This is a genomic window from Streptomyces sp. MH60 (assembly GCF_002939385.1).
GTDB lineage: Bacteria > Actinomycetota > Actinomycetes > Streptomycetales > Streptomycetaceae > Streptomyces.
Genome location: NZ_MULI01000071.1, coordinates 1 through 24,031 on the forward strand (window position 1 = coordinate 1; position 24,031 = coordinate 24,031).

The following is a 24,031-nucleotide window of genomic DNA, read 5'->3' on the forward strand; positions in this document are numbered from 1 at the left end:
TCGCCGGGGCCGGCGGAGTGCTGCGGGTCTCGGTGCCCGGCGAGTGGACGGTGCCGGGGTGTCTGGCCTGCGCGCTCGCCCTGCTGGCGGCACAGCGGACGCCGCTCCCCCGGCCGCTGCGTCAGGGGCTGGTGCGCGCATCGGCGGCGGTCCAGGGCTTCGCGGTGCTGTGGGCGGTCCCCCTGGTCGCCGGGAGCGTGCTCGGTCCGGCGGCCCGGGCCGCGACGCCCTGGTCCGGCGCGCCGCGGAGCGCCCGGGACGCCGTGTTCACGGACGTGCCCCCGCCTCCGTACGCGAGCACCGTGCCGCTGGTCCTCGCCGTGGTGGCCGGGGTGCTGGTGATGGCCGGGCGCCGCACGCATCGGCGTGCGGCGGTCATGGTGGTGGCCCTCGTCCTCGGGTGGGCGGCCGTCTTCGTTCTCCCGGTGGCGCTCCAACTGCCGTACACGGCGGGGCTGGTGGCGCAGGCGGCGGTGGTCGTCGCGGCCCTGGGCCTCGCGGTGCGGGCCGACCGCGCCGACGAGGGGCCGTCGCCACTGGCCCTGACGGCCCTGCTGCTGGCCCTCGTCACCTCGGTCGACCTCGCCCTCCTCTCGCTCGCCTCGAAGGCCGCGACGATCGGCGTACTCGTGACACTCACGGTCCTGTTCGGTGCGGCCGGGCGCCGCCCGGGCGCAGCTCCGTTCACCGCGCCCGCCGCCCTCGGTCACGCCACGGCGCTGGCCTGCGCGATCGGCGCGTCCGCCGGCTTCGCCCCGCACCACACGGCGCTGCTGGTGCTCGCCGTACCCGCGGTCGCCGCCCTGATCGCGTCGCGGACGGGTGGTTCGCGCGCGACCGTGCCGGTCGAGGTGGCGGGCGGAGCCGCGGCACTGCTCGCACTCGCGCTCGCCGTGCCGGATCCGCCGACGCTGGCCCTGGTGCTCTCCCTGTGCGGTGTCGTCGCGGCCGCCTCCGCGCTGCGCCCGGAGCGGCGGGCGGCCGGTTGGGGGGCGGCCGCGCTGTTCCTGCTGGCCGCCTGGGTGCGCCTGGCGGCGTGGGACGTCGGTACGCCGGAGGCCTACACCCTGCCGGTGACCGGGCCCGCGCTGGCGGTCGGGTTCCTGCGCCGGCGCCGTGACGCGGCGGTCTCCTCGTGGACGGCGTACGGTGCCGGGCTGGCCGCCACCCTGGTGCCGAGTCTGCTCGCCGCCTGGGACGACCAGCACTGGCTGCGGCCCCTGCTGCTCGGCGTCGCCGCGCTGGCGGTGACGCTGGCGGGCGCCCGGCAGCGGCTCCAGGCGCCGCTGGTCCTCGGCTCGGGGGTGCTCGCGCTGGTGGCGCTGCACGAACTGGCCCCGTACCTCACCCAGGTCGTCGGCGCGCTCCCCCGCTGGGCACCTCCGGCCCTCGCCGGTCTCGTACTCCTCGTCCTGGGCGCCACCTACGAACAGCGACTGCGGGACGCCCGTCGCCTGCGGGAGGCACTCGGGCGGCTCCACTAGGGAGTGGCCTCGTGTCGAACCCGTGCAGTTTTGCGGTCGGGGTCATGGAAGCCGGACGAGGTCACCCATCTTGCCGTGGGCCGCTGATCGGCTTCGTGGTAACACGAAGTGATCAATTCGAAAGGGCCGACTCATGGGTATCTTCAGCCGTCGCCAGACCGCCACCGCCGAGCAGCCGGCGGCCGCCGGACCGGAGCGGTTCGCCGCGGGGGCCGCGACAGCAGCGGCCACGCTCGATCCGGCCCTTCGCGCACTGACCGGGCACTGGACCATCGACCGCCCGCACAGCCGGATCGGTTTCTCCGTGCGGCACGCCATGGTCACCACGGTCCGCGGGGCCTTCACCGACTACGACAGCAGGCTCTACTTCGACGGGGACCGCCCCTCCGAGTCCCGGGCCGACCTCGTCATCCGCGTCGCCAGCGTCGACACCGGCGTGGAGCAACGGGACGCCCATCTCGTCGGCAAGGACTTCTTCGACGCCCGGCGTCACCCCGAGATGACCTTCCGCAGCACCTCCACCGTCCAGGAGTCCGCGGAGAGCTTCCGCATGACGGGAGACCTCACCATCCGCGACACGACCCGGCCCGTCGAGCTCCAACTGGACTACCTCGGCTCGGTCGTGGACCCGTTCGGCTACGAGCGGGCCGGCTTCGACGGGACCACCACCATCGACCGCAGGGACTGGGGTCTGGTCTACAACCAGCGGCTCGACGCGGGCGGCAGCATGGTGAGCGAGAAGGTCCGCCTGCAGTTCGACATCTCCGCGATCCGCTCCACCTGAGCCCCCTGGACCGCGGGCGCTCACACCGGCCGGGGCACGGCGCACGGGCGCAGGACCATGAGCGCGTCCTCCCGGGCCGCGACCATGGCGAAGGGAAACCGGTCGACCTCGAGACAGAGTGCGACGTCGTCGGGGTGGACGCCCTGACGCACCCCCTCCGCCAGTTCGGTCGCGGCACGCGACGCGGCGGCACGGCGGAGGAATCCGGCGGCGCCCGTACCGGCCCCGGTGGCCCTGCCCGCGATGTACTGGGCGCACGCCAGGTCCTCGTCGGCCCTGCCGTCCTCGCCGGTGACCACGAACGTGACGTGCTCGGCGGCGCGTTCCCGCAGGAGGCGGGCCGTCGCCTCCGCGACCACGAAGCCGGCGCACAGCACCAGCGAGGCGTCCTTGACCGCGAGGGCACCGACCGTACCCGCCGTGGTCTTCTGCACCACGGTCCGTCCGGCGAGGTCGGCGGAGCGCAGCAGGCCCGGCGAGTTGACCAGGTCGAACCCGGGCGCGGGCGCACCGTCCTTGAGGGCCACGCGGCCGGGGTCGCGTGCCTTGAGGGCCAGGGCCTCGTCCAGCGACCCGGCCAGGACGATCTTCTCCGCCCCCCGGGCGAAGGCCCACGCGGCCACGGTGAACGCGCGCATGACGTCGACGACGACCGCCACGGACGGGGCCTCGGCCACCTCGGGAATGCCAACGAAACGAGTGTCCATCGCGGTCATGATCGCGCACGCCCGTCGGCATGGCCACACCCCGCGGGTGCTCCCGGCTTCAGGGCGCGCCCACGAGCCGGTCCAGCGGCGCCGCCAGGAGCGGGGTGAGTGCCTCGGCGTACGCCTCCGAGAGGTGGCTGTCGTCGCGGTGGACCGCGGTGTCGGCAACGACGACGGGGCAGACACCGGTGCGGGGGGCGCAGACCCAGGGGGTGGGGTCGATGACCGTGGTGCCCGTGGCGGAGGCGGCGGCCCGCACGGCCCGGCCGCGCGTCGCGTCCCGGGTCGCCTCCGGCAAGTGGTGGGCGCAGGCGCGCAGTTGCAGGGAGTTCCGCGCGGCGCAGTCGATCGGGTCGCCCTTGGGCCACGGGGTGTCGAGCAGGGCGGCGACCCGGGCGCCGGAGCCGCGCAGGGCGCGGAAGGTGTGCTCGAAGCCGGTGGTCCACTGGTGCAGGGGGTCGGCGGCGGGGCGGGCCGGGTCGCCCGCGTCCGAGGAGGAGGCGAGCACGAGGGCCGGGCGCAGCTCCCTGATCCTCTCCAGGGCGTGGGAGCGCCAGGTGTCGCAGGCGGTGTACGGCTTGTGGAGGTTGACGATGGTCACGTCGGCGACCTTGCAGGAGGCCTTCGTGAGCGGCACCAGTCTCCAGCCGCGTGCGCCCGCGAGCCGTCGCAGGGCCGGGAACCACTGTGCGGCGTGGGAGTCGCCGAAGAGGACCACGGTACGGGAGGAGGTCCGGTCTCCGTAGACGCAGGGCAGCGGGCGGGTGGCGGCGCGGTCGACGTGACAGCCGTCCCGGTAGAGCGCGGAGCGCGAGGACTTGACCCGCGGCAGGGGCGTCGCGAGGTTGCTCGGCAGGGCGGTGGGGGACGACGTCAGGAGTTCGGCGAGGCGTGCCCGCGGGTCGGGGGCGTCGGCAAGGGCCCGGGCCAGGGCGGGCGCGGGGCCGCCCACCTCGATCGTCGGCGGCACCGCCGTCGCCGTCAGGGACAGCGCCGAGGCGCTCGCGGTCAGCGCGGCCCCGAGGGCCAGGGCGCGGCGCGGGCGCCGGCGGAAGGCCCGGTGGAAGCGGACGGGGTTCTCGACGAGGCGCAGGGTGAGCCAGGCCAAGCCCAGCGCGATGGCCGACAGCGCGAGCGCCAGCGGCACGTCGGCGGTGCCGTCGGCGCGGCCGAGTGCCGCCGGGGCTATCACCAGCAGCGGCCAGTGCCACAGGTACCAGCCGTACGAGAGTCCGCCGAGCCACACGAGCGGCCGTCGCTCCAGCAGCCGCCCCGCGCCGTACGGGGTGGGCGCGCAGCCGCCGGCCAGGACGAGCACGGTGCCCGCGACGGGCAGGAGCGCGTGGTGGCCGGGGAAGGGCGTCTCGTCGTCGTACCAGAGCGCCGCCAGCGTGACGCAGGCCAGGCCGAGCCAGCTCAGCGGGGCGGCGAGGGCGCCGGGCAGGCGGCGCAGCCGGGCGGCGGCCAGGGCCAGCAGCGCACCGGCGCCCAGTTCCCAGGCCCGGGTGAGGGAGCTGAAGTACGCCCAGGGCGCCGAGGTGTTCGTCACGAGGACGCCCACCGCGAACGAGACCACGCACACGGCGGCGAGCGGCACCGCCACCCGTGCGCGCCGCCCGCGGGCGATCCGCCAGGTGAGCAGCAGGAGCACCGGCCACACCAGGTAGAACTGCTCCTCCACGGCGAGCGACCACACGTGCTGGAACGGCGACGGCGGACTGTTCTGGGCCAGGTAGTCCGTACCGGCCGCCGCCAGCCGGAAGTTGACCACGTACAGCGCCCCGGCGAGGGCGTCGCCCGCGTACTCGGCGAGCCGCGCCTTCGACAGGAACAGCCATGCCCCGCCCAGCGTGACGGCGATGACCAGGGACGACGCGGGGAGCAGCCGCAGTGCCCGGCGGGCGTAGAAGGAGCGCAGCGACACCCGGCCGGTGGTGGCGAGTTCGCGCAGCAGCAGCGAGGTGATGAGGAAGCCGGAGATCACGAAGAAGACGTCGACGCCGACGTAGCCGCCGCCGATCCGCGACACGCCGGCGTGGGAGAGCACCACCAGCCCGACGGCCACCGCGCGCAGCCCCTGGATGTCCAGCCGCGGGGGACGGCTGTGAGGCGGCGCGGATCCCTCGGCGGCCGGGACGGTAGGTGCCGCGGTGGGCATGGTGCTGGTCATCAGGGGCTGGCTCCTCGGGGCGACGGGCACGCTGCGCCTGACAAGATCAGTGCGCCGTCTCCCGGAGTTCCGCCGCCGTCGCCCGACTTGGCCTCGGCCGTGAAGGTTCAACCGCGGGCAACCGGCGGTTCAGCCCCCGTCCGGCCGGGCGACCGGGAAGCGCCTCAGCCCGTCGCCGGCCGGGAGCCGGGCCGGTGGTCCGCCACCGCGGCGGTGAAGCGCGCCGCGAGTGCGGCGGCCGCGGCACGCAGTTCCGCTCCGCCGTCGATACGGAAGGGGACCGGGACCCTCGCGAGCCATTCCTGCGCGTACATGTCCGGGTTACGGGTGCTGCCGACCAGGACGCAGCCGTCTCCGTCTCCCAGCGGTTCGAGCCGGCCCATGGGCGGGCGGATCCAGGGGGCGACCTCGGCCAGCGGGGCGTCGAAGACCACCCGGGTGGCGAACCGCCATCCGGTGCCCAGGTTCTCCTCCAGCACCGCCACCGGGTCGAAGCCGGCGGGCGGGTCGAAGCCTTGGGCGGTGCTCCGGACCGCGCCGATCCGGTCCACCCGGTAGGTGCGGACGGCGTCCACGCGGTGGGAGTGGCACAGCAGGTACCAGCGCCCGTGACGGACGACGAGGGACCAGGGGTCCGCCTCCTCCTCCCAGGCGTTGCCGGACTCGCTGCGGTAGGAGAGCAGCACGCGGCGCCGGTGGGCGACGGCCTCGACGAGCGAGCTGGTGACGGCGGGATCCGGGTGGGCCGCGTACGGGTCGGGGGCGGCGGAGGCGTACTCCCGCAGCAGTGCCGCCTGCCGGCCGACGCTCTCCGGCAGCGCCTTGACGACCTTTCCCAGGGCGGCCCCCACCAGGTCGTCGGCGTCGGTCACGGCGGGTCGGCCGCTGAGCGCCGCCATGACGAGGCCGAGGGCCTCGGCCTGCGTGAAGTGCACGGGCGGCAGTCTCGTCCCGGGGCCCAGCCGGTATCCGCCGTGCGGTCCCCTGGCCGACTCCACCGGGACGCCCGCCTCCCTGAGGATCCCGACGTACCGGCGCGCCGCTCGCTCCGTCACACCGAGCCGCTCGGCGAGTTCGTCGGCCGTCGTGGTGGGGCGGGTGCGGAGGATCTCCAGGGTGCGCAGCGCTCGCGCGGTGGGGCTGGGGTCGTTGGGCACGCAAGCAGGCTAATCCGCGCGCCGGACGCCAGGAGTGGTCACGGGGAACAAACCGGCAGTGGATCGTCCGGATCCCGTCCTACGGTGAAGCCAGGCAACGAAGGGAACCGATCATGGACATTCTGCTCATCGGCGGCCTGTGGCTGGACGGATCCGTGTGGGACCGCGTCGCGACCGCGCTGGAGTCGCTCGGCCACCGTCCGGTGCCGCTCACCCTCCCGGGGCAGGGGGACGGCGCGTCGCACGCCACGCTCGACGATCAGCTGGCGGCCGTGCTGGCCGCGGTGGACGCGGCGCCCGGCAAGCCCATGGTGGTGGGGCACTCCGCGGCCTGTGCACTGGCCTGGCTGGCCGCCGACCGGCGGCCGGAGCGGCTGGCCAAGGTCGCGCTCATCGGCGGCATCCCGACCCCGGACGGCCGGCCGTACGCCGACTTCTTCGAGGTCAGGGACGGGGCGATGCCCTTTCCCGGCTGGGAGCCCTTCCAGGGTCCCGATGCCGCCGACCTGGACGAGGCGGCCAGGCGTGAGCTGGCGGCGGGCGCGATTCCGGTGCCCGAGGCCGTGGCCAGGGGCGTGGTGCGGCTGACCGACGAGCGCCGGTTCGAGGTTCCGGTCGTGGTCGTGTGCCCCGAGTTCACGCCCGCGCAGGCGCGGAAGTGGATCGACGGGGGCGACGTCCCGGAACTCGCCCGGGCCGAGCGCGTCGACTTCGCGGACATCGACTCGGGCCACTGGCCCATGATCTCCAAGCCGGCCGAGCTGGCCCGGGTCCTGGCCGCGGCGGCCGAGGCGGGCTGACGGGCGCCGTGCTGCGCCGGGGAGGGGGCGCGGCCGGGGTTCAGGCGTGCAGGACGGGCCGGTGGACGAGCTCCTGGATGTGGCCGTCGAGCGTACGGGACTCGATCGACTCCAGGTCGGCAGCGCCCCCGAAGACCGGGTCCGGTCCCGTCCGGCCGGTGATCACCGGGTACAGGGTCACCTGGACCCGGTCGACCAGGCCGGCGGCCGTCAGCGCCCGGTTCATCGACAGGCTGCCGTGCGAGCGCAACGGCACCGCGGACTCCTTAGGAGCCGGTCCAGTACGACTGGTGGGCTCAGTGGAGGCAGAGGCAGAACGGATGGCCGGCCGGGTCGGCGTAGACACGCCAGTTGGCACCCGGGCGGAGCTGGTCCGTCCGTTCCAGGACGGTCGCGCCGAGTGCGAGCGCCCGCTTCTCCTCGCCTTCGAGATCGTCGACGTCGAAGTCCAGGTGGAGCTGCTGCGGGCGGTCCTGACCGGGCCATTCGGGCGCCCGGTAGCCGTCCACCCGCTGGCAGGCCAGCGACGTTCCCTCGAAGCCGTGCACCTCGATCCAGTCGGAGTCGTCCGGATCCGCGACCACCCGCCCGCCGAGCAGTTCCGCGTAGAACTCCGCGAGCCGTACCGGATCGGCACAGTCCAGCGCGACCGCCTGCAGCTTTCGAATCACGTCCGACACTCCTCGCTCTGGGGGCCCTGGCGTTACGCCCTCGCACGGGAGGCTCCTACCCGGGGCGGCGGTGGGCATGCACGACGGCAGGGCGGGTGGAACTCCATCTGCCCCTCTATTGCACTTGGCGTTGCACGCGGTGCGTGCATAATAGGTCCAAGGGCATGTCGCAGAGCTTGGGAAGGACACGTGTCGTGAGTGACTCTCTGGACCCCGAGGTACTGAACGCGGCCATCGAGAACGTCCATCGCGCCGGGATGCCGGGTGTGTTCGCCGAGGTGCGGGACGGCGACGAGGTCTGGCGGGGCGCCGCCGGGGTCGCCGATCTCGCCACCGGCCGTCCGGTCGGCGCCGGCATGCGCCACCGTGTCGGCAGCGTCACCAAGACCTTCACCGCCGCCGCGGTCCTGCAGCAGGTCGAGCGGGGCCGCATCGGTCTGGACACGCCGATCGGCCGGTACCTGCCGGGACTGCTTCCCGGCGAACGCGGCGACGTCACGGTCCGGATGCTGCTGAACCACACCAGCGGTCTCGCCGAGTACCTCCCCCACGCCTACGCGTCGCTCAAGGGGTTCCCCGCCCTCGCGGACACCGGGCCCCGGAGCCTGGACGACCACCGGTTCACCCGTTTCCAACCCGCCGAACTGATCGGACTCGGGGTGGCCGCGCCCGCCGTGGGCACCCCGGGCGGCACCCCGGGCCTGTACTCGAACACCAACTACCTGATCCTGGGCCTGCTCCTGGAGGAGGTGACCGGCACCACCGCCGAGCGGTGCATCACCCGGAACGTCATCGAGCGCGCCGGGCTCCAGGACACCGAACTGCCCACCGGACCGTACGTGGGCGAGCCGCACTCGTGCCTCTACGAGGCCTGGTTCGGCATGATCGACCCGCCGCGCGACTACAGCGTCTACGACATGTCGTGGGTGGGTCCCGCCGCCTCGCTGATATCCACCGTCGCGGACCTCAACCGCTTCTTCGGGATGCTGCTGGCCGGTGAGATCGTCAGCCCGTCGTCGCTCGCGCAGATGCGGCGCACCGTGCCGGTCGTCTCCCAGGAGGGCCGGACGATCGAGTACGGTCTCGGCCTGCACCCGATCGAGGCACCTGGTCAGGACACCTTCTGGGGCCACGGCGGCACGGCCTGGGGCGCCGGGGCCCTGGCCGTGATCAGCGCCGACGGCAGGCGGCGCATGGCCGTCGCGGTGAACCTCCAGAGGTGGAACGCGCTCGACTCCTCGGGCCGGCCGCGGCCCCACCCCATCGACGAGGCCCTCGCGGCCTTCCACCGCGTGGCGATGTACGGCTGACCGGGCCGCGGAGCCCCGGGCGGATCACGCGCGCGAGTCAGCGTGTCGGCGCGTCTACGGAGCGCAGGGCGCGGAACCGGCCGGGTCGCGCCGGATCCCGGTCGACGACCTGGACCGGCGCCCAGGCCCATTGCCACACGCCGATGCCCGGCGTGCGGGTGAACCGGATCCGTCCGCGGGTGCCCTCGACCGAGACGCCCGCCCAGGATTCGGCGGTCCACGCCCGGCCGGTGCCGTGCGAGCGCAGGGCCTCGGCGAGGACGGCCACCGTGTCGTAGCCCTCGAAGGCCACGAAGGACGGCGCCCCGGCCAGCCCTTCGCGCAGGGCCGTCCCGACGCGTGTGCCGAGTGGGCCGAGGCGCTCGGGCAGGTAGCGCAGGAACGGCACCGCGGCGCCGTCGTCACCCAGCGACGTCGTCCATGCGGCGAACTCCGGCTGCCCGGCCGGGGCGCCCATCAGGATCCCGGCCAGGCGCGGGTCGCGGCGGACGGACCGGACGATCGACACGGCCGGCTCGGGATGACCGACCAGCAGGAGCAGGGCGGTCGCGTGACCGTCGACGAGTGCGTCGCACACCGACGCGGGGGTCGACTCCCGCATGTCGACCTCGATGAGGGTGCCGCCGCGTGGCGCGAGGTGGTCCCGCAGGATGCGGGCACCGGACGCCCAGTAGACGCTCGGCTCGGCGGCTACCGCGACGCGGCGGTGGCCCGCGGCGAGGAGGAAGTCCGCGTAGATCCGCCAGCCGAGGGACTGCGCCGGGGCGAGACGCGCGACCCAGGGCGTCGGCTGCTCGGTGAGCGCGTCGAGCACGGCCGACGAGCACAGGAACGGCAGGCCGAGGGCGTCGGCCCGGGCGGCGGCGGCGCGCGCGACGACGCTGTGGTACTCCCCCGCCAGGGCGGCCACGCCCAGCCGTGCCAGCTCGTCCACGGCCGCCGCGGCCCGGTGCGGATCGGCCGCCGTGTCCCGGACCACCAGTTCGAGTGGTCTGCCCTCGATGCCGCCGGCGTCATTGACTTCGCGTGCGGCCAGTTCCATCCCGGCGATGAGGTGCCGGCCCGCCTCCTCCCAGCCGGGCCGGGTCAGCGGCGCGAGAGCGCCGATCCGAACACGCGCGTTCATCTCGTCCCGCCCTGGCGGACGCACCTCGCTGATCATGACCGACATTGCATCCGCCACCGGCACCCGGGGCAACCGATTATGCGGACCGTCGGCCGCTGACTGGCTCGGTCGGCATGTCGCCGCCGCCGCGGGTCCAGTACGGCGTCTCCACCGCCGAGGGCTTCCAGCGGGCCGACCGGGCCACGACCGGCGTGGACCTCGGCACCTTCCGGGGGGGGGCCGCCGCATCAGGTGACGGCGGTTCAGGTGACGTCGAGGTCGGCGTACAGCATGTCGTGGTCCGAGTGCTCGGTGTGGACCACCCGGTGCTCGACGGGGGCGATGCCGCGCAGGAAGACGTAGTCGAACTTGCTCTGCCAGTCCGTGGTCGGTTCGCAGGTGCCGACGGGCGAGGGATGGCACTGCGGGTCGGTGTCCGTGGCCAGGGCCCACATCGGGTCGAGCTCGGGGGCGTCCGGCACGGCGTTGAAGTCGCCGAGCACTATGGCGCGGTCCCGCCGGGCGACTTCGGTGGCGAGCACGCGGACCTGGCCCTTCCTGAACTCCTCCTGGCGCCGCTGGGCGAGGTGGGTGTTGAAGACCCGGACGGACCGGCCGCCCACCTCGGTGGTGACGGCGAGGTATCCGCGGTCCTCGGAACCGCCGTCGGGGTATTCGACGTTGACCCGGTCCGTCATCGGCGCCGCCGACAGGATGGCCTGGCCGAAGCCCCCCGGGTTCCACGGCGCTCCCCCGCAGCGGCCCCAGTTCTCCAGGACCGTCCCGTACTCGACGTGGTAGACCAGCCCGTGGAAGGCCTCCAGGTAGTCCCGGATCCGGTCGACGTCGCGTGCACAGGCTTCCTGCATGCCGATGACCTGGGGCGCGTGCGCGGCTATCTCCGCGGCCCGGTCGAGATTGCTCGCGTCGCAGGGGTTGCACAGGTTCCACGTCATGACCCGGTTCGGTACGACGTCCTTGACGGCTTCCACGGGCAGCGACCTGCCGGACAGGGCGCCGCCGGGGGCGCTGGGGCCCACCAGCGCCAAGCAGGCCAGCGCCACGGCGCATACGAGCAATCGCGAGCCGCCGCTTTTGAGCACCGCCGCCTCCTCGGTGTGGACACACAGGACAACTGACGTTTCCACGGACGAGGTTATGGCACCGGGGCGCGGGCCCCGGCGCCGCTCCCGCGCTCCGCTAACCCGCCTCGGGGCGACGGATCACCGGCGGGTCCGGGAGCCGCCAGTCGCCTCCGCGGTCCTCCTTCGCGTGGCGGGCGACGAATTCGGGGAGGCGCAGGCGGCAGGCCAGTGCCGTGACCGCGTGGAAGGCGTCGATGGCCCGTTGGTTTTCGGGCATGCCCAGGCGCAGCAGGCGCGGTTTCACCTCGGCCTGGATCGCGTCCACGAACGGCCGCAGCACGCTGTCGTAGTTGGCCAGGGCGGTGGGCAGGTCGTGGGCGTGCCGGTTGAGCTCGCCGGCCAGGACATAGGCGCCGACCAGGCCGCCGGAGGTGCCCATGCCGCTGTAGGGGGACGCGCAGTGCGCCGCGTCGCCGACCAGGACCACACGGCCCCGGGACCAGGTGTCCGTGCGCACCTGCACGACCTCCTGGGAGTAGAAGCTCTCCGACTCGTGCATGCCGTCGAGGAACCGCGCGGTCTGCCATCCCGCGTCGCGGAACCTGTCGGTCCAGAACTGCTTCTGGCGTTCGACCGGTTCGCGGTGGACGGCTGAGGCCTGCGCGGACCGCTCCCGCAGTACGAAGTAGACCTGGGTCTCGGTCGGGTGGTGGCTCCTGCGCATGATCATCCGGCCGCCGGGCGCGTGGTAGGTGTCCCGGATGCCGCTGTCCGACGCGATGCGCGGGACGAACCAGTAGGCCATGTGGATCCCCACGCGCCAGTACGGGTCGGGGGTGCCGGGCGGCAGGAGGGCCCGGCGGATGCGCGAGCCCTGCCCGTCCGCGCCGACGAGGAGGTCGAACGCCTCGGACGAGCCGTCGGAGAAGTGGGCGACGACCCGCGTCTCGTCCTGCTCGAAGCGCTCCACACTCGTGCCGAACACGTGGTCCACGTCCTGGCGCGTCGCGTCGTGGAGGATGCGCACCAGGTCCCCGCGCATGATCTCGTACTCGGACGTCAGGGTCTGCCGGCCCCGGCCGGAGGTGTTGGCCATGATCGTCCCCCGTTTCCTGCCCCGGCGGTCCACGAAGGCGACCCCCGCCTCGTCCACGAGCCTGCTCCTGACGGCGTCCAGGAGCCCCATGCGCTCGACGGCGTCGATGCCCTGCCCGCGCAAATCCACCTGCGCACCCGTGGCCCGCAGGGCGGGGAAGCGCTCGACGACGGTCACCCGGTGGCCGCCCCGGGCGAGCCAGTGGGCCAGCGCCTCACCGGCGATCCCACCGCCGCAGATGAGGACCTTCAGGCGGTCGCCGCCCGGTGATCCGTGGGTCATGCCGCACCTCTTTTTCTATCGGTGATAGGTACGCTTTGCAGAGTCACCTATCGGCGATAGATTGTCAATGTGGCGAAGATGAACCGCGAGACCGTCCTCACCGAGGCGCTCGACCTGCTGGACGAGGTCGGCCTGGACGCCGTCAGCACGAGACAGCTGGCCAGACGTCTGGGCGTCGAGCAGCCCTCGCTCTACTACCACTTCCGGAACAAGAAGGAGCTGCTCAGCGCCATGAGCGAGGCCGCGATGGCTCCGCACGCGACGGCTCCGCTGCCGACGCCCGCCGACGACTGGCGCGACTGGTTCCTGGAGAACACGCGCGGCTTCCGGCGCACCCTGCTGCTGCGCCGCGACGGCGCACGACTCCACGCCGGGAGCAGCCCCGGCGGGGCCGACCTCGACCGGATCGCCCACAAGATGGCGTTCCTGACCGCGGCGGGCGTACCGGAGGAGCACGCGCGGACGGCGATGCTGGCCGCGAGCCGCTTCACGGTCGGCAGCGTCCTGGAGGAGCAGGCGGACACCGGTCCCGGCGACAGCGGGGACCGTACGGCCGCCGCGCCGGCCGACCCGCCCCTGGACGTACCGCCGCTGGACCACGAGTCCGCCTTCGAGGCGGGGCTGGCCCTCATCCTCGAAGGTCTGGAGCAGCAGGTGAGGCGCGCGGGATGAGACACAACCGGCGGTCGGGCGACGCCTTATGCTCGCGCGCATGGATACCGAGGCGGTGCGCTCGTTCGTCCGCGCGGCCGAGCTGGGACAACTGCGGCACGCGGCCGACGAGCTGGGGGTGACGCAGCAGGCCGTCTCGAAGCGGATCGCGGCCCTTGAGCGCACACTGGACGTCCGGTTGTTCACCCGCACCGCCCGAGGGGTCGAGCTGACCCTCGACGGGCAGGCCTTCCTGCCGCACGCGCGGAACGTCGTCGCGCATGCCGATCGTGCCGTCGCCGCGATCCGACGGGGCTCGCGGGCGCTGCGGATCGACGTTCTCGGCCTGCGGAGCGCGCAGGCCGTCGTCCTGCACGACTATTGGCGCTCACATCCGGAGACCGCACTGGACGTGGTGACGCTCAAGGTCGACGATCCGCGGCTGGCGGTGGCCGCCGTGCGGGCGGGCGACGTCGACGCCTCCTTCCGCTCGGTCACCGATCCGGCCGCCCTTCCGCACGAGCTGCGGATGATCCACGCGTTCCACTCCCCGCTGGAACTCGTCGTCGGCCCGGGACACCCGCTCGCCTCCGCACGCACCGTGACACCGGCCCAGCTGCGCGGACACCGGATCTGGGTGCCCGGTATCGCACCGGGCAGCGAATGGGCGGACTTCTACGACCAGCTCACGACCGCCTTCGACCTCCGCGTGGACGCCGCGGGCCCGAACTTCGGCAACGAGGTACTGCTCGACATCCTCGCCGACTCCGACGACGTGGCCACCCTCGTGGGCTCGCGCGACCGGTACGTCTGGCCGACCGGCCACGACCTGCGCCGCATCCCCGTCGCGCGGCCGACGCTCGCCTACCCGCTCTCGCTCATCCTCCCCCGCGAGAATCCGCACCCCGGCCTGCGGGCGGTCATCAACCACTTCGCGAGTCTGGCCCCGCTGCCCGAGGACACCTGGCTGCCCTCCTGGGCAACGGCACCGCACCGTGGCGACGGCGACGGCGGCCGCGGTCACGCCCCGCACTGACCTCGCGAGGTCCCCGGGAGAACACGCATCCCTCGCCTGGCGCTACTGCTCCACGATCGCCTCGACGATGCGCATCAGCCGCTCCCCCGCCCGGTCGACGCTTCCGTTCTGCGTGCTGACCTGCGCCCCTTCGAGCACGAAGGTGATCTGGGCGGCGACCTGCTCGGGGTCGGGCAGCCCCGCCGCGGCGCACATGCCGACGAGCCTGCGGGTCTGGTCGGCCTTGTGCTCCTCGATCACCCGGCGCGCGGGGTGGGAGCGGTCGGGCAGTTCGGCGAGGGAGTTGATGAAGGGACAGCCCCGGTACGAGAGCGCCGGCAGCCCGTCGGCGATGAAGCGGGCCAGGCCCAGGATCTGCTCCCGGGGCCTGCCGGGGTGCTCGGCCTCGACGCGGTCGAAGGCCGCCTGATACTCGGCGGCCAGGATCCGCAGCCATTCGGCGACCAGCGCGTCCTTGGTCTCGAAGTGCCGGTAGATCGCCATCTTGGTGGTCTCGGCCTTCTCGGCGATCGCCTGGACGCCCACGCGCCGGATGCCCTCGCTCTGGAACAGCTCCTCGGCCGCGTCGAGGATGCGCTCGCGGGGCGGCAGCTTCGCCACCCTGCCCGGCCTGGCGGCGGTCGATGTCATGCGCACTCCGTGACGTCCGGTCGATGGGTCTCTGCACTCCCTGCTACGGTACCAGTCCGTCCCACTCGATACCGCTCGGTATCGCTCGGGACTCTTGGGTATCGTTTGACGTTCAAGGAGAGTGACAGTGAGAGTTTCCGAGTACGTGCGCCACGACGCGGTGGGCCTCGCGGAGCTGGTGGCCAGGGGCGAGGTGACCCCCGCCGAGGTGGAGGCCGCCGCGCGCGAGGCCGTGCGGAGGGTCGATCCGCGGATCAACGCCGTGGTGGAGACCTGGCCGGCCGACGACCGCCCGGCGCCCGGCAGCACCCCGCTGGCCGGCGCACCCTTCCTGATCAAGGACTTCGGGGTCGCGATGGCGGGCCGGCGCAGCGAGCTGGGCAGCCGGCTCGCGGCCGGGCACGTCGCCCGCTCCGACTCCTTCCTGATGCGGCGCTTCCGCCGCGCGGGGCTGGTGACCTTCGGACGCACCGCGACCCCGGAGCTGGCCTACAGCATCACCACCGAACCGGTGCTGTACGGCCCGGCCCGCAACCCGTGGGACACCCGGCGGGGCGCCGGTGGATCCAGCGGCGGCGCGGGCGCGGCCGTCGCGGCCGGAGCGGTCCCCCTCGCCCACGCCACCGACGCCGCGGGCTCACTGCGCATCCCCGCCGCGTACAACGGGCTCTTCGGGCTGAAGCCCACGCGCGGCCGGGTCTCCTTGGGTCCCGCCCTCGACGAGGGCTTCAACGGCCTGGCCGTCCAGGGCAGTGTCAGCCGCACCGTGCGGGACAGCGCGGCGCTGCTCGACCTGATACGCGGCCCGGAGCCGGGCGACCCCTACTACGCCGAGCAGCCGTCCCGCCCCTACGCGGCGGAAGTCACGCGCCCGCCGGGCTCGTTGCGCATCGGGGTCCTCGCCCAGGCCTGGGGTGGGCGCCGCACCGCCGCCCCGGTGGCCGACGCGCTGGCGCGGACCGTGCGTCTGCTGGAATCCCTCGGCCACCGCACGGAGGAGGCCACGGTCGGCCTCGGTGCCGACTGGGAGGAGTTCGTGCTGGCCAACGCGCGTCTGTCGACCGCGAATCTGGCGGCCTCGGTCGACGAGCTGGCCGCCGCCCTCGGCCGGCCCGTGGACTCCTCGTCCCTCGAACCGGCGACGCTGGCCGCCCACCGCTACGGGCAGCGGGTCAGCGGCCCCCAGTTCGTCGCCGCCCTCACGATCCGCAACCGCGTCGCCCGCAGCCTGGCCCGGTACTTCGCCACCCACGACCTGCTGCTCACCCCCACCCTGCCGGAGCTGCCCCCGCTGCTGGGCACCTACGGCGAGGGCGCGGAGGCGCTCGACGGCCTCGGCTGGATCGACCGGCTCAACGACCGCTCCCCGTTCACCATGGCGTTCAACGTGGCGGGCACACCCGCCATGTCCGTTCCGCTGACGGCCGACCCGGGGACGGGGCTCCCGGTCGGCATGCAGTTCGCCGCCGGGTACGGGCGGGAGGACCTCCTCTTCCGCCTCGCCGGACAGCTCGAACGGGCCCAACCGTGGTCGGACCGAACTCCTGCCGTGTGGGCGGGGAACGTTCCTGCTCCGGTCACTTCCTGAAGCCGCCGGGCCGCGGAATATCCAGGTGCCCGCGGGCGCCCGGAGCGTTATCTTCGGGGCATGAACGTCATCGGCAGAAGCATCTTCGCGACCGCGCGAGCGACCAGCTCGCCGGTTGCCGCCGTCTGACCTTCCCCTCTTCCACCGGCGACCGGAAACGGCCCGTCGGTGGTTCCCGCGGCGTTCCGCCGCCTTCGCCTCGGTGCGAGGACCGCACGGTTCCGTTCTCCGGTGCCTCTCCGCCTCGAAGCGAAGGAGTCACCCCATGGACACCGAGCAGATCATCCGCACGTTCGTCGAGTACTACGAGGATCAGGGTCATCGCCGGATCACCGGCTCGACGCTGCTGACCGAGCCGGGCGACCCCGTGCTGTTCACCAGCGCCGGCATGCATCCGCTCACCCCGTACCTGGAGGGCCGCCCCCACCCACTGGGCCGGCGGCTGGTCAACGTACAGCGCTGTCTGCGCACCACGGACCTGGACGAGGTCGGCGACAGCACCCATCTGACGGTGTTCCAGATGCTCGGCACCTGGTCGCTGGGCGACTACGGGGGCTCGCGGAGTCTCGACTGGGGCTACCGGCTGCTCACCGAGGGGCTGGGCGTCGACCCGGGCCGGCTGCACGCCACCGTGTACGGGGGTGACGAGCAGGTCGGCCCGGACACCGAGTCACTGCGGCTGTGGCAGCAGCTCGGCGTTCCCGTGGAGCCGACGGTGGACGACAACTGGTGGTCCAACGGGCCGGTCGGCCCGTGCGGACCCGACTCGGAGATCTTCCTGTGGAGCGGTGACACCCCGCCCCGGTCCACGCCCACCGGCGACGACCGCTGGGTGGAGGTGTGGAACCACGTGATGATGCGCCACCGCCGGCTCGACGACGGCCGGCTCGTGCCGCTGCCGCAGCGCAACGTCGACACCGGCCTGGGCCTGGAGCGCCTCGCCTCGCTCCTGCAAGGCAGGTCGTCGGTGTTCGAGTGCGACGTCTTCGAGCCGTGGCGGCGGCTGCTGCCCGCCCTGTGGCCGCTGGAGGAACCGTCGTTCCGGGTGGTCTGCGACCACCTCCGGTCGGCCGTCGTGATCATCGGCGACGGAGTCCGGCCGTCCAACACCGGCCGGGGCTATGTGCTGCGCCGCCTGGTGCGACGGCTGCTCACCGTGCTGTGGCGGGAGAACCCCTCGCGGGTGCTCGGGGACCTGCCGGACGAGTTGATCACGCACACCCTGGGTCACATCCGCCAGGACGCCGGCCCCGGCCTCGTACGGCGCCTGCTGGTGGAGGAGGAGCGCAGGTTCCGGCGGCTCCTGGACCGCGGCCGGAACGTGCTCGCCCGGCCCCGCTTCCGGGGCCCGCTGGGAGAGGAGGACTTCCACTACCTCCATGACACCCACGGTCTGCCGCGCGAGCTGGTGACGGACCTGCGCGAGGGCGAGTACCCGGAAACGGACGGCGTGGGGACCGTGCGGCCGTGACGCCCCGTCAGCCGGTGCGGCGGGCGGGGCGCCTACGGCGCTGGACGGCGCCGTAGGTCGCTTCGAGGGCCGCCGTCGCCGCGCCGTAGGAGCGCTGGGCGACACCGACGAAGAGGCAGTCGATGACGGCCAGTTGGGCGATGCGGCTGACGGTGGCGCCGGAGCGGAACGGCGTTTCCCGCGCGCAGGTCGTCAGCACCAGGTCGGCGCTGGTCGCGAGCGTGGAGCCCGGGTCGTTGGTCAGGGCGATGGTGGTGGCTCCGCGCTCGGCCGCGGCCTGGAGGGGCTCGGTGGTGTCCTCGGTCTCCCCGGAGTGGGAGACGGCCAGGGCCACGTCGCCGGGGCCCAGCAGCGCCGTCGCGGTGAGCGCCGCGTGCCGGTCGCTCCAGATGAAGGCCATCCGGCCTATGCGGTGCAGCTTCTGGTGCAGGTCCTGGCCGACGAACGCGCTGGCCCCCACACCGAAGATGTCGACCCTGCGGGCCTCGGCCACCGCGTCGACCGCCCGGCCCAGCGCGTCCACGTCGAGTTCGGCGCCCGAGTCCTCCAGGGCCCGGACCTCGTTGTAGATGATCTTGCTGACTATCCGGTCGAGCGAGTCCGTCGGGCTGATGTCGGTGCCGCTGTGCGCCGCCCGCTCGCCGCCCAGCGCGTGCTCCCGCGCGGCGGCGGCGGCCAGCGCCAGGCGCAGCTGGGGGTAGTTGCCCGTGCCGATGGTGCGGCAGAACCGCATCACGGTGGCCGCCGAGGTGCTCGCCCGCTCCCCCAGCGCGTGGATGGACAGCTCCGCGACCTGCCCCGGGTCGGCGAGGACCACGTCGGCCACCCGCCGTTCGGAGGGGGCCAGGGAGGGCCGGGCCGCACGGACGCGGGAGAGGATGTCGGCGAGCGGGGCGTCCTGGGCGGACGGCTCCGGCACGCCGGACGAGGACTGGCGGACCATGGCCCCTCCTGGATGTGGTGCACACAGGGTAAGGGGGTGACCCGGGGAGGTCAAAAAGTTACGTGGTGAGCAACGCGACGTTACTTATTGACATCCGGAGGGCGGCCTTCCCATACTCGGACGGCGATCCGCGCCGGTCACCGACGACCCGGTGGCTCTCGACGTGCCGGGTCCCTCGGGCAAAGGGCAGGCCGTATGACTTCAGTAGTGGCGGTAGATCTCGGGAAGACCGGTTGCCGCGCCATGCTGTGGAACAGCGCCGACTCGTCACGGGCCGTCAGTTCGGTGGCCGGCGCTCCCGGTCTGGCGGCCCCCGACGGGGTGGCGGCGGCCCGTGCGGCGGTGCGCGCCGCCGTCGAGCCGCTCCTTCGGGAGCCGGGCGGTGCCCCGCCGGAGTCCGTCCTCGTGGGCGCCGCCGGAGCGGCTTCGGCCCCCGCCGCGGCCCGCTCCCTGGTGGCTGCCCTCCTGGCGGACCTGCCCGTCCAGGAGGCCGCCGTCACCAGCGACGCCGTCACCGCCCACGCCGGCGCGCTCGGCGGCCGGGCCGGTGTGGTGCTGGCGATCGGCACCGGATCGGTCGCGGTCGGCATCGGTGCCGACGGGACGTACGCGCGCGTCGACGGGTGGGGTCCCCTGCTCGGCGACGACGGCAGCGGCGCCCGGATCGGCACGGCGGGACTGCGCGCGGCCCTGCGCGCCCACGACGGGCGGGGCCCGGCCACCGTGCTGCTGGACGCGGCCGTCGGCCTCTTCGGCGACCTCGAACGGCTGCCGTCGACGGTCGGACGGGACGGCAATCCCGCCCGTACGGCCGCCTCGTTCGCCCCCGAGGTGGCCCGCGCCGCCGACGCGGGGGACGCCGTGGCCTCGGCGATCGTCCGGGACGCGGCCGCCGACCTGGCCGAGACCGCGCTCGCGGCGGCGGGCCGGATCACCACGGGCGGCGTCCCGGTACCGATGGCCGTCACCGGTGGTCTGACCGGCCTCGGCCCGGCCCTGATGGCACCGCTGACCGCCGCCCTCACCGGTTCCGGGCTCCCCGTGCGGCTCACGTCCCCGCTCGGCGACCCCCTCGACGGGGCCCGGCTGCTGGCCCTGGACCGCGCGACCCCTCATGCCTCCCTCGTCGTCCGCGTCCGCCGGACGACCGCCAGTTCCCCTCTCCCCACGCCGGCGACCCCACCGGCCAGTGCCTAGGAGCAAGCGTGCGCCAGCTCGACCTCGTGGTGATCGTGGTCTATCTGATCGGGATCGCCTGGATCGGCCTGCGGAAGGCAGGCCGGCAGAAGTCGGCGAAGGACTACTTCGTCGGTGAAGGCCACATGCCGTGGTGGACGGTCTCCTTCTCCGTCGTCGCCACGGAGACCAGTGTGCTCACGGTGATCAGCGTCCCCGGCGGTGCCTACAGCGGCCAGGGGTTCGGCAACGTCGAACTCGCCCTGGGCTACGTCATCGGACGCGTCGTCGTGGCCACCGTGCTCATCCCCCTCTACAAGCGCGGCGGCTTCGTCAGCGCCTACCAGTACCTGGGCGACCGGTTCGGCCTGAAGTTGCAGGGGCTCGCCTCGGTGACCTTCGTGTTCACCCGGCTCCTGGCCGAGGGCGTGCGGCTGTTCGCCTCCGCCATCCCCATCAAGCTGCTCCTCGACGAGTTCGGTGTGCACGCGAGCTACCGAGTGATCATCGTCGTGATCACGCTGATCACCGTCGTCTACACCTACCTGGGCGGCATCAAGGCGGTCATCTGGACCGACGCCATCCAGATGGTCCTCTACCTCGGCGGCGCGGTCCTCGCCGTGGCGGTGCTCTCCGCCCACGTCGGCGGTGACGGCTACGCGCGTGCCCTGGACGCCGGGAAGTTCACGCTCTTCGACACCGACTTCAACCTCGCCCACATCCTCACCAGCCCGTTCGCCCTGCCCACGGCCATCATCGGCGGCGCCATCTTCGCCATGGCCTCGCACGGCTCCGACCAGCTGATCGTCCAGCGCGTGCTGGCGACGAGGACGCTGCGCGAGGGCCAGAAGGCCATGATCGCCTCGGGTGTCTTCGTCACCATCCAGTTCGCCGCGTTCTCCCTGGTCGGCGCGCTGCTGTGGTCGTACAACGAGGGCAAGTCCTTCTCGGAGCTGGGGCTGTCCAGCTCCGACAACCTCTACCCCGAGTTCATCCTGCACGGGCTGCCCGTGGTGGTCTCGGGCCTGCTCGTGGCCGGCATCCTGGGCGCCGCGATGGGTTCGCTGTCCTCGGCGCTGAACTCCATGTCGAACTCGACGGTCGCCGACATCATCCACAGCTTCTTCCGCACCACACCGTCCGAGGAGGCGCTGCTCAGGCTCGCCCGCTGGATGACGCTGGTGTGGGCGACGCTCATGGCCGTCTTCGCCTGCGCGTTCAGCGCGAGCACCGGCAACGTGTACCTCACCGGACTGACCATCGCGGGCTACACCTACGGCGCGCTGCTCGGCGCGTTCCTGCTGGGGCGGCTCGTCAAGCGTGCCAACGAGGTCGACTCGGTCGTGGCCTTCCTGGTCACCATCGGGGTGATGACGTACATCGTGCGCGGGGTGAAGATCGACGTCACCACGGGCGGGACCACGGTGTCCCAGGCGATCGCGGCCCAGTGGCTCGTGCCGATCGGCGTACTGATCACGCTGCTCGTCGGCGGTGTGCTGAGCCTGTTCCACCGGGCACCGCAGTCCGCGGCGGGCGCCGCACTCGACGAGGAGCCGGGCGCCGGGCCCGACCAGCTGACCACCACGGCCGGCCGGAACTGATCCCGGCCCGCCCAACCCCTCGCAGGAGTGCATCGTGCGTGTGATCGGCCTGATGTCAGGCACGTCCTACGACGCCGTCGAGGCGGCCGCCGCCGACCTCGAACTACAGGGTGAGGCCCTGGTGATGCGCCCGCTCGGCCATCTCTCCGCCCCCTACCCGGACGAGCTGCGCGATCTGATCGCGAGCAGCCTGCCGCCGTCGGCGGCGACGCTCCGGGACGTCGCCCGGCTCGACACCGGCGTCGGTCAGGCGTTCGCCGACGTGGCCGGGCGGGCCGTGCGCGAGCTGTGCGGGGGCGGCGCCGATCTGGTGGTCTCGCACGGGCAGACCATGTACCACTGGGTCGAGGACGGCGCCGTGCGCGGCACCCTCCAGCTCGGCCAGCCCGCCTGGATCGCCGAGGCGACCGGTCTGCCCGTCGTCTCCGACCTGCGCAGCAGGGATGTCGCGGCCGGCGGCCAGGGGGCGCCGCTGGTCGCCATGACCGACGCCCTGGCCCTGGCCGCGCTGCCCGGCGTCCCCGCCGCCCTCAACCTGGGCGGGATCGCCAACGTCACCGTCGTCGCCCCCGGCGCCGCGCCGCTGGCCTTCGACACCGGACCCGCCAACGCCCTGATGGACGCCGCCGTACGGCACTTCACGAACGGTGCGGCCGAGTACGACGAGGACGGACGCCGGGCCGGGGCGGGCCGGGTGGATCCGGCGCTGCTGCGGGTGCTGCTGGACGACCCCTACTACGGCAGGCCGGCTCCGAAGAGCACCGGCAAGGAGCGGTTCCACCTGCCGTACCTGCTCGAGGCGCTCGCGGCGGCGCCCGTCGCGGAACCCGACGACGTCCTGGCGACGCTGGCCGGGCTCACCGCCGTCACGGTGGCCGACGCCTGCCGCGCGCACGGCGTCACGCGGCTCGTCGTGTCCGGCGGTGGCGCGCACAACCCCGTGCTGATGGGCATGCTCGCCGAGGAGCTGCCCGGGGTGGCCCTCGGCTCCAGCGACGCGCTCGGACTGCCGTCCGACGCCAAGGAGGCGCTGGCCTTCGCCCTCCTGGGCTTCCTGACCGTCAACGGCCTGCCCGGCGCCATCCCCTCGGGTACGGGGGCGCGCCGGGCGTCGCTGCTCGGCAGCATCACACCCGGGCGGGAGCCCCTGCGACTGCCCGAGCCCGCCGGCGAGCCACCCCGGATGCTGCGCATCACCGGCGGCCACTGAGCGCCTCCCCGGGCGGGGGCGCCTCAGCCGAGGTCGCCGGTGCGGGCCTGCCGCCACAGGTCGACGTCGCCGTCGACGACCGCGTACTTGTCGATCTCGGCGAGTTCGTCGTCGCCGAAGGAGAGGTCGGACAGCGCGGCCACGTTCTCCTCCAGCTGCTCGGGGCGGGAGGCGCCGATCACCAGGGAGGTGACGCGCGGGTCGCGCAGCGCCCAGGCGAGCGCCATCTGCGCGAGGCTCTGACCCCGGCGGGCGGCGATGTCGTTCAGGGCCCGCAACCGCCGGACGGTGTCCTCGGTGAGCCAGCCGGTCGCGAAGGACTTGCCCTGGGTGGCGCGGGACCCCTCGGGCACGCCGTCGAGGTAACGGCCGGTCAGCAGTCCCTGGGCGAGCGCGGTGAACCCGATGACGCCGAAGCCCTCCTCGGCGGCCGCGTCGAGCAGGCCCTCGGTCTCGATCCACCGGTTGAGCATGTTGTACGACGGCTGGTGGATGAGCAGGGGCGTGTCCAGGTCGCGGAGGATCGCCGCGGCCTGCCGGGAGCGTTCGGCGTCGTAGGAGGAGATGCCGACGTACAGGGCCTTGCCCTGGCGCACCGCCGTGTCCAGCGCCGTCATGGTCTCCTCCAGCGGGGTGGAGGCGTCCAGGCGGTGGGAGTAGAAGATGTCGACGTAGTCGAGACCCGTGCGCTTCAGGGACTGGTCCAGGGAGGCGAGTACGTACTTGCGGGAGCCGCCGCCCTGGCCGTAGGGGCCCGGCCACATGTCCCACCCGGCCTTGGTGGAGATCACCAGCTCGTCGCGGTACGGGGCCAGGTCCTGCCGCATGATCCGGCCGAAGTTGATCTCCGCGGAGCCGTAGGGCGGGCCGTAGTTGTTGGCGAGGTCGTGGTGGGTGATGCCGAGGTCGAAGGCGCGCAGGGCGATCCGCCGCTGGGTCTCGAACGGCTTGTCGTCGCCGAAGTTGTGCCAGTAGCCGAGGGACAGCGCGGGCAGGTCGAGCCCGGAGCGTCCGGTGCGGCGGTAGTGCATGGTGCCGTCGTAGCGGCTGGGGTCCGCGACGTGGTTCATGGGT

The 24,031-nt window shown here is 73.4% G+C and carries 21 protein-coding genes and 1 pseudogene; 11 read left to right on the plus strand and 11 right to left on the minus strand.

Features of this window, described 5'->3' with window-relative positions:
• Positions 1–1,484: SCO7613 C-terminal domain-containing membrane protein (locus BZZ08_RS30520; protein ID WP_446750279.1), on the plus strand; the 1,484-nt coding region annotated here is incomplete at its 5' end.
• A gap of 133 nt (positions 1,485–1,617) precedes the next feature.
• Positions 1,618–2,268, plus strand: coding sequence for a YceI family protein (locus BZZ08_RS30525; protein ID WP_104635448.1), 651 nt, complete (start codon positions 1,618–1,620; stop codon positions 2,266–2,268).
• A 20-nt stretch (positions 2,269–2,288) separates the two neighbouring features.
• On the opposite strand, the gene BZZ08_RS30530 is transcribed toward BZZ08_RS30525, so the two are convergent.
• From BZZ08_RS30530 to BZZ08_RS30540, 3 genes are all read right to left on the minus strand, one after another.
• Positions 2,289–2,975: a 2-phosphosulfolactate phosphatase gene (locus BZZ08_RS30530; RefSeq protein WP_342211023.1), complete on the minus strand. Its 687-nt coding sequence runs from the start codon at positions 2,973–2,975 to the stop codon at positions 2,289–2,291.
• Between the two features lie 58 nt (positions 2,976–3,033).
• Positions 3,034–5,145, minus strand: a complete 2,112-nt coding sequence (locus BZZ08_RS30535; RefSeq protein ID WP_104635450.1) for an acyltransferase family protein — start codon at positions 5,143–5,145, stop codon at positions 3,034–3,036.
• A 164-nt stretch (positions 5,146–5,309) separates the two neighbouring features.
• Positions 5,310–6,302, minus strand: a complete 993-nt coding sequence (locus BZZ08_RS30540) for a helix-turn-helix transcriptional regulator (protein WP_104635451.1) — start codon at positions 6,300–6,302, stop codon at positions 5,310–5,312.
• Positions 6,303–6,415: 113 nt separating this feature from the next.
• On the opposite strand from BZZ08_RS30540, the gene BZZ08_RS30545 reads away from it, so the two are divergent.
• Positions 6,416–7,102, plus strand: coding sequence for an alpha/beta fold hydrolase (locus BZZ08_RS30545; RefSeq protein WP_104635452.1), 687 nt, complete (start codon positions 6,416–6,418; stop codon positions 7,100–7,102).
• A gap of 40 nt (positions 7,103–7,142) precedes the next feature.
• Here BZZ08_RS30545 and BZZ08_RS30550 read toward each other — a convergent pair.
• Together BZZ08_RS30550 and BZZ08_RS30555 are read right to left on the minus strand one after the other, a co-directional pair.
• Positions 7,143–7,370: pseudogene (locus BZZ08_RS30550) on the minus strand (dihydrofolate reductase family protein); the annotation flags it as partial.
• 28 nt (positions 7,371–7,398) lie between these two features.
• Positions 7,399–7,773, minus strand: coding sequence for a VOC family protein (locus BZZ08_RS30555; protein ID WP_198601782.1), 375 nt, complete (start codon positions 7,771–7,773; stop codon positions 7,399–7,401).
• A 164-nt stretch (positions 7,774–7,937) separates the two neighbouring features.
• Here BZZ08_RS30555 and BZZ08_RS30560 point away from each other — a divergent pair, with 164 nt between their 5' ends.
• Positions 7,938–9,083 carry a serine hydrolase domain-containing protein gene (locus tag BZZ08_RS30560; protein WP_104635454.1) on the plus strand — a complete coding sequence of 382 codons (1,146 nt, stop codon included), beginning with the start codon at positions 7,938–7,940 and terminating at the stop codon, positions 9,081–9,083.
• A 37-nt stretch (positions 9,084–9,120) separates the two neighbouring features.
• Here BZZ08_RS30560 and BZZ08_RS30565 read toward each other — a convergent pair whose 3' ends face one another.
• From BZZ08_RS30565 to BZZ08_RS30575, 3 genes are all read right to left on the minus strand, one after another.
• A complete protein-coding gene (locus BZZ08_RS30565; protein WP_198601783.1) occupies positions 9,121–10,245 on the minus strand; it encodes an ABC transporter substrate-binding protein in 1,125 nt (374 codons plus the stop codon).
• 206 nt (positions 10,246–10,451) lie between these two features.
• The gene (locus BZZ08_RS30570; RefSeq protein WP_104635456.1) at positions 10,452–11,336 is read right to left on the minus strand and encodes an endonuclease/exonuclease/phosphatase family protein; all 885 of its coding nucleotides are present in this window, start codon (positions 11,334–11,336) and stop codon (positions 10,452–10,454) included.
• Between the two features lie 52 nt (positions 11,337–11,388).
• Positions 11,389–12,651, minus strand: a complete 1,263-nt coding sequence (locus BZZ08_RS30575) for an FAD-dependent monooxygenase (RefSeq protein WP_104635457.1) — start codon at positions 12,649–12,651, stop codon at positions 11,389–11,391.
• A 78-nt stretch (positions 12,652–12,729) separates the two neighbouring features.
• Here BZZ08_RS30575 and BZZ08_RS30580 point away from each other — a divergent pair, with 78 nt between their 5' ends.
• The gene (locus tag BZZ08_RS30580) at positions 12,730–13,323 is read left to right on the plus strand and encodes a TetR/AcrR family transcriptional regulator C-terminal domain-containing protein (RefSeq protein WP_104635458.1); all 594 of its coding nucleotides are present in this window, start codon (positions 12,730–12,732) and stop codon (positions 13,321–13,323) included.
• A gap of 40 nt (positions 13,324–13,363) precedes the next feature.
• Positions 13,364–14,338: a LysR family transcriptional regulator gene (locus BZZ08_RS30585; RefSeq protein ID WP_198601784.1), complete on the plus strand. Its 975-nt coding sequence runs from the start codon at positions 13,364–13,366 to the stop codon at positions 14,336–14,338.
• 42 nt (positions 14,339–14,380) lie between these two features.
• Here BZZ08_RS30585 and BZZ08_RS30590 read toward each other — a convergent pair whose 3' ends face one another.
• Positions 14,381–14,968 (minus strand): TetR/AcrR family transcriptional regulator, encoded by a 588-nt coding sequence (locus BZZ08_RS30590; RefSeq protein WP_104635460.1) that lies wholly within the window; start codon positions 14,966–14,968, stop codon positions 14,381–14,383.
• 127 nt (positions 14,969–15,095) lie between these two features.
• Between BZZ08_RS30590 and BZZ08_RS30595 the strand changes: the two genes are divergently transcribed.
• Together BZZ08_RS30595 and BZZ08_RS30600 are read left to right on the plus strand one after the other, a co-directional pair.
• A complete protein-coding gene (locus tag BZZ08_RS30595; RefSeq protein ID WP_104635461.1) occupies positions 15,096–16,556 on the plus strand; it encodes an amidase in 1,461 nt (486 codons plus the stop codon).
• 265 nt (positions 16,557–16,821) lie between these two features.
• Positions 16,822–18,027, plus strand: coding sequence for an alanine--tRNA ligase-related protein (locus BZZ08_RS30600; protein WP_104635462.1), 1,206 nt, complete (start codon positions 16,822–16,824; stop codon positions 18,025–18,027).
• A gap of 7 nt (positions 18,028–18,034) precedes the next feature.
• Here BZZ08_RS30600 and BZZ08_RS30605 read toward each other — a convergent pair whose 3' ends face one another.
• Entirely contained in the window at positions 18,035–18,970 is a 936-nt protein-coding gene (locus BZZ08_RS30605; protein WP_104635463.1) for a MurR/RpiR family transcriptional regulator, read from the minus strand.
• Between the two features lie 243 nt (positions 18,971–19,213).
• On the opposite strand from BZZ08_RS30605, the gene BZZ08_RS30615 reads away from it, so the two are divergent.
• Genes BZZ08_RS30615 through BZZ08_RS30625 form a run of 3 tightly spaced genes read left to right on the plus strand, consistent with a single transcriptional unit; the run spans position 19,214 to position 22,957 of the window.
• Positions 19,214–20,167: an N-acetylglucosamine kinase gene (locus BZZ08_RS30615; protein ID WP_241965609.1), complete on the plus strand. Its 954-nt coding sequence runs from the start codon at positions 19,214–19,216 to the stop codon at positions 20,165–20,167.
• A gap of 8 nt (positions 20,168–20,175) precedes the next feature.
• On the plus strand, positions 20,176–21,747 hold the full coding sequence (locus BZZ08_RS30620) for a sodium:solute symporter (RefSeq protein WP_104635465.1): 1,572 nt from the start codon (positions 20,176–20,178) through the stop codon (positions 21,745–21,747).
• 34 nt (positions 21,748–21,781) lie between these two features.
• A complete protein-coding gene (locus BZZ08_RS30625; RefSeq protein ID WP_104635466.1) occupies positions 21,782–22,957 on the plus strand; it encodes an anhydro-N-acetylmuramic acid kinase in 1,176 nt (391 codons plus the stop codon).
• A gap of 23 nt (positions 22,958–22,980) precedes the next feature.
• Here the strand turns inward: BZZ08_RS30625 and mgrA are convergent, their stop codons facing one another.
• On the minus strand, positions 22,981–24,027 hold the full coding sequence (gene mgrA, locus BZZ08_RS30630) for an L-glyceraldehyde 3-phosphate reductase (protein ID WP_104635467.1): 1,047 nt from the start codon (positions 24,025–24,027) through the stop codon (positions 22,981–22,983).
• Positions 24,028–24,031 lie beyond the last annotated feature (4 nt).

Bases quoted from the DNA above. Each gene is read 5' to 3' on its own strand.
- BZZ08_RS30525 (WP_104635448.1), top strand. From the start codon at position 1,618: ATGGGTATCTTCAGCCGTCGCCAGACCGCCACCGCCGAGCAGCCGGCG.
- BZZ08_RS30530 (WP_342211023.1), bottom strand. From the start codon at position 2,975: ATGGACACTCGTTTCGTTGGCATTCCCGAGGTGGCCGAGGCCCCGTCC.
- BZZ08_RS30535 (WP_104635450.1), bottom strand. From the start codon at position 5,145: ATGACCAGCACCATGCCCACCGCGGCACCTACCGTCCCGGCCGCCGAG.
- BZZ08_RS30545 (WP_104635452.1), top strand. From the start codon at position 6,416: ATGGACATTCTGCTCATCGGCGGCCTGTGGCTGGACGGATCCGTGTGG.
- BZZ08_RS30560 (WP_104635454.1), top strand. From the start codon at position 7,938: ATGTCGCAGAGCTTGGGAAGGACACGTGTCGTGAGTGACTCTCTGGAC.
- BZZ08_RS30565 (WP_198601783.1), bottom strand. From the start codon at position 10,245: ATGATCAGCGAGGTGCGTCCGCCAGGGCGGGACGAGATGAACGCGCGT.
- BZZ08_RS30575 (WP_104635457.1), bottom strand. From the start codon at position 12,651: ATGACCCACGGATCACCGGGCGGCGACCGCCTGAAGGTCCTCATCTGC.
- BZZ08_RS30580 (WP_104635458.1), top strand. From the start codon at position 12,730: ATGAACCGCGAGACCGTCCTCACCGAGGCGCTCGACCTGCTGGACGAG.
- BZZ08_RS30585 (WP_198601784.1), top strand. From the start codon at position 13,364: ATGGATACCGAGGCGGTGCGCTCGTTCGTCCGCGCGGCCGAGCTGGGA.
- BZZ08_RS30590 (WP_104635460.1), bottom strand. From the start codon at position 14,968: ATGACATCGACCGCCGCCAGGCCGGGCAGGGTGGCGAAGCTGCCGCCC.
- BZZ08_RS30600 (WP_104635462.1), top strand. From the start codon at position 16,822: ATGGACACCGAGCAGATCATCCGCACGTTCGTCGAGTACTACGAGGAT.
- BZZ08_RS30605 (WP_104635463.1), bottom strand. From the start codon at position 18,970: ATGGTCCGCCAGTCCTCGTCCGGCGTGCCGGAGCCGTCCGCCCAGGAC.
- BZZ08_RS30615 (WP_241965609.1), top strand. From the start codon at position 19,214: ATGCTGTGGAACAGCGCCGACTCGTCACGGGCCGTCAGTTCGGTGGCC.
- mgrA (WP_104635467.1), bottom strand. From the start codon at position 24,027: ATGAACCACGTCGCGGACCCCAGCCGCTACGACGGCACCATGCACTAC.